Genomic DNA, 7,203 nt, shown 5'->3' on the forward strand with positions numbered 1-7,203 from the left:
CGTCGATGCCGTGGAGGTCTCTGACCACCGCGCCAAGCTGGTACAGCGCTCCGTCCGTGACCTACCTGTCACAGTCCACGTGGGCGATGGCCGTACTCTCAAGCTCGATGACGGCTATGACCGCGCCATCGTGGATGCACCGTGTACCGGACTGGGTGCACTACGCCGCCGCCCGGAAGCCCGCTGGCGCAAGCAGGAATCCGATATCGCGCAGCTGAACACCTTGCAGTACGACCTGCTGGAATCAGCAGTGAGGCGCGTGCGTTCCGGAGGTGTGATCATCTACTCCACCTGTTCACCTGATCTGCGTGAAACCCGCGGCATCGTGGACCGCGCCTTGGAGAACCTCGGCATCGAGGAACTGAATGCCGCAGACTTCGTTCCAGGCATGGATGACACCGGCGAGAGCAAGTCCGTGCAGATGTGGCCACACCGCCATGGCACCGACGCCATGTTCGTCTCTGTTCTGCGCAAGAAGTAGGACCTGAGGGGTCTGGCCTGCCTCGCGCCTGGGGCGGGCTATGATCTGTAGGTATGGCTCAACAGCGCACACCGATTATTGCCCCTTCCATTCTGGCCGCCGACTACGCCCGCCTGGGCGAGGAGATCGCAGCGGTTCCCAGCGCGGACTGGATCCACGTGGATATCATGGATGGCCACTTCGTACCGAACCTGAGCTTCGGCCATGACGTGACCAAGGCCGTCCACCGTGTCACCGACAAGCCCCTGGATGTCCACCTCATGATTGAAAATCCGGAAAAATGGGTGGACAACTACATCGCTGCCGGTGCAGCCTGCATCACCTTCCACGTGGAAGCCACCGACGGCCATGTTGAACTGGCCAAGTACATCCGCTCCCAGGGTGTCAAGGCGGGTTTCTCCTTGCGCCCAGGCACGCCGATCGAGGACTACCTGGATGATCTCGAGCACTTTGATGAAGTCATCATCATGAGTGTTGAGCCAGGCTTCGGTGGCCAGAGCTTCATGCCGGAGCAGCTGGATAAGGTCCGCACCCTGCGTCGGGTCATCGACGAGCGTGGCCTGGACATCATCATCGAAATCGATGGTGGCATCTCCGCCAAGACCATTGCCCAGGCTGCCGAGGCGGGTGTGGATGCCTTCGTGGCAGGTTCTGCAGTATATGGCGCAGAAAATCCCAATGCGGCAGTGGAGGAACTCCGCGCACTGGCCTCCCGGTAGCCGCTCCATGACCTTCCCTCCAGAGATCCTGTCCGCACTCACACTGGCGGTAGAGGCCTCTGAACAGGTCAGGGGAACCACCAGCCCTAACCCGCCGGTTGGAGCTGTCATCCTTGATGCCGCCGGCCACGTCGCCGGCGTCGGTGCCACCCAGCCACCCGGTGGGGCACACGCTGAGGTAATCGCCCTGCAGACTGCGGGTGGACGCGCCCGCGGTGGCACAGCAGTGGTCACCCTGGAACCGTGCAACCACACCGGCCGCACAGGACCCTGCTCCCAGGCGCTTATCGACGCCGGCATCACCGCCGTATACTATGCCAATTCGGACCCCTTCCCGCAGGCTGCCGGGGGAGCAGATCACCTTCGCACAGCGGGGATTCAAGTCCACCTTCTTGATCAGCTGGTGCCTACCCTCCAACCGTGGCTACGGGCCACCGTCATGGGCAGACCTCATGTGACACTGAAGTTCGCCGGCACCCTTGATGGCTTTGCCGCCGCGACCGACGGCACCAGCCAGTGGATCACCGGCAGTGTGGCCCGGGCCTTCGTCCACGCAGACCGCAGTAAACGTGATGCGATCCTGATCGGTACCGGAACAGTCCTGGCAGATAATCCCTCCTTGACTGCACGTGGCCCGGACGGACCGTATCCCCACCAGCCCCGTCGGATTGTGATCGGGCAGCGCCCGGTTCCTGCGGAATCAAACCTGGCTCAGCTGGGGTTTGAGCAGTACACGGGAATGAATGACACCCTGGAAGCGCTGTGGGAGACAGGCGCCCGTGACATTCTGTTGGAAGGTGGACCCACATTTGCCACCGCCATGCTGCGCGCAGGGCTGGTAGATGCGATCCAGGCGTACATAGCCCCTGCAATTTTGGGCGCCGGCAAGTCCGTGCTGAGCTGGGATGGAGAAACCACCATCGCAGAGATCATGCGTTTCCACACCACCGCCGTACGACAGCTCGGTGATGATGTGCTGATTGAAATGACCCGAAAGGACCACTAGATGTTCACAGGAATTGTAGAAGAACTCGGCACGGTGTCAGGCGTGGATGAGCTGGGGGACTCCGTCCGCCTGACCATTGATGCCACCACAGTGCTAGAAGATGTCCATCTGGGTGATTCGATCGCAGTCAACGGTGTATGTCTGACCGTGGCTACCTTTGATGAGGGGCATTTCACTGCTGACTGCATGCAGCAAACCCTGGATCACAGCTCACTGGGCGCCCTGTCCGTGGGAAACCCAGTGAACCTGGAACGTGCCATGCTGTCCACCGGCAGGTTAGGCGGGCACATCATGCAGGGACACGTGGACGCCACCACCACCCTGATATCCCGGGAGAGTTCAGAAAACTGGGATGTCCTCCGTTTCGCACTGCCTGCAGACCTGTCACGCTATGTGGTGGACAAGGGCTCCATCGCCCTCAACGGCGCCTCCCTGACCATTTCCACGTTGGGACCTGACTGGTTTGAAGTCTCCCTCATTCCCACCACACTGCGGGACACCACTCATGGTGGGCTGAAGGTGGGCGACATCGTCAACATCGAGGTTGACGTGATTGCGAAATATGTCGAACGCATGATGATGGGACCTGGCTCTCAGCCCGATTCCACCGAGAACTAAGGTGATCACTGTGATTGATAACGCATCCCAGAATGTTGAACTGGACTCCGTAGAAGAGGCCATTGCCGATATCGCCGCAGGCAAGGCCATCGTTGTTGTCGATGATGAAAACCGGGAGAACGAGGGTGACATCATCTTCGCAGCAGAACTTGCCACCCCGGAGCTTGTGGCCTTCATGGTCCGTTACTCCTCCGGCTACATCTGCACCCCGATGACCTCGGAGGACGCCGATCGTCTGGATCTTCCGCCGATGACCGCCCACAACCAGGATGCGCGTGGCACCGCCTACACCGTGACTGTGGATGCCAACACCGGCACCACGGGCATCTCCGCAACAGACCGCGCCCACACCATCCGCCTGCTGGCAGATCCGGATGCTGACCGCAGTGACTTCACCCGCCCAGGCCACGTTGTCCCTCTCCGGGCCCGTGAAGGCGGCGTGCTGGTCCGTGCAGGTCACACTGAAGCAGCCGTCGACCTGGCGCGTGCCGCCGGCCTGCGCCCAGCTGGTGTCATCTGCGAAGTAGTCAGTGAAGAAGACCCCACCGGCATGGCACGTCTGCCGGAACTGCGTAAGTTCTGCGACACCCACGATATGAAGCTGATCTCCATTGAGCAGCTCATCGCCTGGCGACGTAAGAACGAAATCCTGGTGGAACGCATCGTGGAAACCAAGATGCCCACCGAATTCGGAGACTTCCGTGCCGTGGGATACCGCTCCAAGGTGGATGACACTGAATATGTCGCCATCGTGGAAGGCGATCCCTCATCCAACGGTGGGGAAGACGTTCTGGTCCGTGTCCACTCAGAGTGCCTGACCGGAGATGTCTTCGGCTCCAGGCGCTGTGACTGTGGTCAGCAGCTCCACGAATCCCTGCGGATGATCAATGAAGCTGGACGCGGTGTTGTTGTATACATGCGCGGACATGAGGGACGTGGCATCGGCCTGCTGGCGAAACTGCGCGCCTACCAGCTCCAGGACGAGGGCGCCGATACCGTCGATGCCAACCTGGCACTCGGTCTGCCGGCAGACTCCCGTGAATTCGGCACCAGCGCACAGATCCTCTATGACCTGGGTGTCCGCTCCCTGAACCTGGTGAGCAACAACCCTGCCAAGCGCGTCGGTCTGGAAGGTCACGGCATCTCCATCATGGGACGCACGCCCATCCCGGTGCAGGTGCACGAAGATAACGTCCGTTACCTGCGCACCAAACGTGACCGCATGGGACATGACCTGCCAGCAGTAGCTGAGTGGGAAAACGCACACCCAGGGGAAGGAACCCAGAATGGCTAAAGAAGGACTTCCACAGATCGACCTGCCTGATGCCACAGGCCTCAAGGTTGCTGTAGTCACCGCAAAGTGGAATGCAGAGATCTGTGACCGTCTGCACGATCACGCCGTTCAGGCAGGTCGTGCAGCCGGAGCAGAAATAAGCGAATACCGGGTGGTCGGTGCGCTGGAACTGCCCGTTGTGGTCCAGGAACTCGCCCACACCCATGATGCAGTCGTGGCACTTGGTTGCGTGATCCGTGGAGGCACCCCGCACTTTGACTATGTCTGTGACTCCGTCACAGAGGGCCTGACCCGCATCGCTCTGGATACCTCCACACCGATCGGCAATGGTGTGCTCACCACCAACACCGAGGAACAGGCCATCGAGCGTTCCGGTGCCGAAGGCTCTGTAGAAGACAAGGGGGCCGAGGCCATGGTGGCAGCATTGGATACGGCTCTGGTGCTTTCTCGCATTCGTGCCGACAGGGGTTAGACTGTCTTGTTGAAACTCACTCCATGAAGATAGTTAAGGAAAAGTGACACAGTGACCACCAACGCTCCCGACGGCGCAACGGACGATCTGAACAACCCGGACAATCAGAATCCCGGCAACGTCGAGCAGGCTGACAGGGAGCACAAGATACGACTCAGCGATGAGGAGCTCCAGATCTACACGGCTGCCTTCGCCGGTACGACTACCGACAAGCCCTGGAAACTGGTGGTCACCTCCAAGACGATGAAGCAGATCGCCTGGTTCATCGTCGTAGTGGTCATGGCTGTCCACATCTTCATGGGTGCGGTGGTTGATGTTGACTTCACCGGGGCAGCCGTTTCCTTCATTGACACCCTCGCCTTCCCAGGCATCGGTGTTCTGCTGTCGATCCTGGCTTATATCGCGTTCACCCGCGCACGCGTGCGTGCCAATGAGGATGGTGTGGAGGTCCGAAACTTCATCGGCACTCGCTTCTACCCATGGGCTGTCATCTACGGCATGTCCTTCCCCAAGGGTGCGCGTGTGGCACGCCTGGAGCTCCCCGACTTCGAATACGTACCGATGTGGGCCTTCCAGGCACGCGATGGTGAATCTGTGGTCAGCGCGGTTGCACAGTTCCGTGAACTCGAGAACAAGCATATGCCGGAGGACTAGGGCCCGCTCATGGCTGATCCGACCACTTACCGCCCGGCACCTGGGAGCATTCCCACGGAGCCGGGTGTTTATAAATTCCGGGATGAAACCCGCCGCGTTATCTATGTGGGCAAGGCCAAGAACCTGCGTTCCCGCCTGTCCAACTACTTCCAGGACGTCACCCAGCTGCACCCGCGGACCCGCCAGATGGTGTTTGCAGCATCAGCGGTGGAATGGACCGTGGTCAGCAGCGAGGTGGAGGCCCTCCAGCTGGAATACACATGGATCAAACGCTTTGATCCCCGCTTCAACGTCAAATACCGCGACGATAAAACCTATCCCATGCTCGCTGTCTCCACTGGTGAGCGATTCCCGCGTGCCTTCTTCTACCGGGGGCCGCGTCGAAAAGGCGTCCGTTACTACGGCCCCTATTCACATGCCTGGGCGGTCCGGGAAACCCTGGACCTGCTGATCCGGGTCTTTCCCATGCGCACCTGTTCCAAGGGTGTGTTCAACCGCCATGAGAACTTGGGGCGCCCCTGCCTGTTGGGCTATATCGATAAGTGTGCAGCTCCGTGTGTGGGGCGGGTCTCCGAAGATGAGCACCGCGAGATCGTCAACGGATTCTGTTCCTTCATGTCTGGACAGACTGACAAAGTGACCAAGAAACTCACCGTTGACATGATGGCGGCGTCCGAGGAACTCGATTTTGAGAAGGCCGCCAGGCTCCGCGATGACCTCGGAGCAATCCATAAGGTCATGGAGAAACAGGCCGTGGTGCTCGGTGATGGTACTGATGCTGATGTGATTGCCTTTGACACCGATGAACTGGAGGCCGCAGTCCAGATCTTCCACGTCCGCGGTGGACGCATCCGTGGCCAACGTGGCTGGGTCGTGGAGAAAACCGGTGACTGGGACAGAGCAATCGATCCCGACCTCGATGTAACAGAAGACGCTGATGCTGAAGCAGCTCCGGATCCAGCGCTCACACACCTGATGCAGAACTTTCTGGTCCAGTTCTACGGCGATGCCGTGGAGCGCGTGGACAACGAAGCTGCCGAGGCCGCCGAGCAGATTGAACGCAGGGGAGTGGATCAGTTCTCCACACAGGAAGCTGTCCCGATCAGCCGTAGCACCGTGGTCCCACGGGAGATCCTGGTTCAGGTCAGCCCCCATGAAGCAGAGCAGACCCTCAAGGTCCTGGAAGGTATGCGCGGTGCCAGCATTGATCTGCGCGTGCCACAGCGGGGAGATAAACGCCTGCTGATGGAAACCGTGGAACGCAACGCCAAGGAACAGCTCAAACAGCATAAACTCAAGCGCGTTGGGGACTTGACCGCGCGTTCTGCAGCGCTCCAGGATATCCAGGAGGCCCTGGACATGGATCAGGCACCCCTGCGCATTGAATGCACGGATATCTCCCATATCCAAGGCACCGATGTGGTGGCTTCCCTGGTGGTCTTTGAAGATGGGCTGCCCAGAAAATCTGATTATCGCCGTTACCGCATCAAGGAAGCTGCCGGCGATGGACATTCCAATGATGTGGCCTCCATCGCCGAGGTCACCAGACGCCGCTTTCTGCGCCATAACCGGGACAAGCTTGCCGTTCCGGAAGCTGAGGAATTTGACGGGTCTACTTTTTCTGATGAAAAAGTGGAAGAGATGTCCACGGACAACAGACGCTTTGCCTACCCACCCCAGCTGTTCATCGTCGATGGTGGTGCGCCCCAGGTCACCGCTGCCCAGGAGGTCTTTGATGAACTGGGCATCGTGGATGTCACCCTGGTCGGGCTGGCCAAACGGCTGGAGGAGATCTGGCTTCCGGGTGATCCGGATCCGGTCATTCTCCCGCGTAACTCGCAGGCATTATTCCTGCTGCAGCAGATCCGGGATGAGGCACACCGGTTTGCCATCACCTATCACCGCCAGCAACGTTCCAAGCGGATGCGGGTATCGGAACTTGATGGCATCAAAGGACTG

General features: G+C 59.7%; 7 protein-coding genes and 1 pseudogene. All 8 read left to right on the forward strand.

The genetic code is table 11. The annotated features are described in order from the left end of the window. A pseudogene (locus tag Q0M74_RS12165) lies at nucleotides 1-481 on the forward strand (MFS transporter); the annotation flags it as partial. 53 nt (nucleotides 482-534) lie between these two features. Next, nucleotides 535-1,200, forward strand: coding sequence for a ribulose-phosphate 3-epimerase (gene rpe / locus Q0M74_RS12170; RefSeq protein WP_293954844.1), 666 nt, complete (start codon nucleotides 535-537; stop codon nucleotides 1,198-1,200). Between the two features lie 7 nt (nucleotides 1,201-1,207). Then, nucleotides 1,208-2,206 (forward strand): bifunctional diaminohydroxyphosphoribosylaminopyrimidine deaminase/5-amino-6-(5-phosphoribosylamino)uracil reductase RibD, encoded by a 999-nt coding sequence (gene ribD, locus Q0M74_RS12175; protein ID WP_293954846.1) that lies wholly within the window; start codon nucleotides 1,208-1,210, stop codon nucleotides 2,204-2,206. Beyond that, nucleotides 2,207-2,824: a riboflavin synthase gene (locus Q0M74_RS12180; protein WP_293954848.1), complete on the forward strand. Its 618-nt coding sequence runs from the start codon at nucleotides 2,207-2,209 to the stop codon at nucleotides 2,822-2,824. 10 nt (nucleotides 2,825-2,834) lie between these two features. Next, complete coding sequence (locus tag Q0M74_RS12185) at nucleotides 2,835-4,118, forward strand: bifunctional 3,4-dihydroxy-2-butanone-4-phosphate synthase/GTP cyclohydrolase II (RefSeq protein WP_293954850.1); 1,284 nt, start codon at nucleotides 2,835-2,837, stop codon at nucleotides 4,116-4,118. Next, the gene (ribH, locus tag Q0M74_RS12190) at nucleotides 4,111-4,590 is read left to right on the forward strand and encodes a 6,7-dimethyl-8-ribityllumazine synthase (RefSeq protein WP_293954853.1); all 480 of its coding nucleotides are present in this window, start codon (nucleotides 4,111-4,113) and stop codon (nucleotides 4,588-4,590) included. The genes Q0M74_RS12185 and ribH overlap by 8 nt, the downstream gene beginning before the upstream one ends. A gap of 51 nt (nucleotides 4,591-4,641) precedes the next feature. After that, nucleotides 4,642-5,244 (forward strand): PH domain-containing protein, encoded by a 603-nt coding sequence (locus Q0M74_RS12195; protein ID WP_293954855.1) that lies wholly within the window; start codon nucleotides 4,642-4,644, stop codon nucleotides 5,242-5,244. Nucleotides 5,245-5,253: 9 nt separating this feature from the next. After that, a partial coding sequence (gene uvrC, locus Q0M74_RS12200) for an excinuclease ABC subunit UvrC (protein WP_293954857.1) occupies nucleotides 5,254-7,203 on the forward strand: 1,950 nt, incomplete at its 3' end.

It is taken from the genome of uncultured Corynebacterium sp. (assembly GCF_945649885.1).
Lineage (GTDB): Bacteria > Actinomycetota > Actinomycetes > Mycobacteriales > Mycobacteriaceae > Corynebacterium.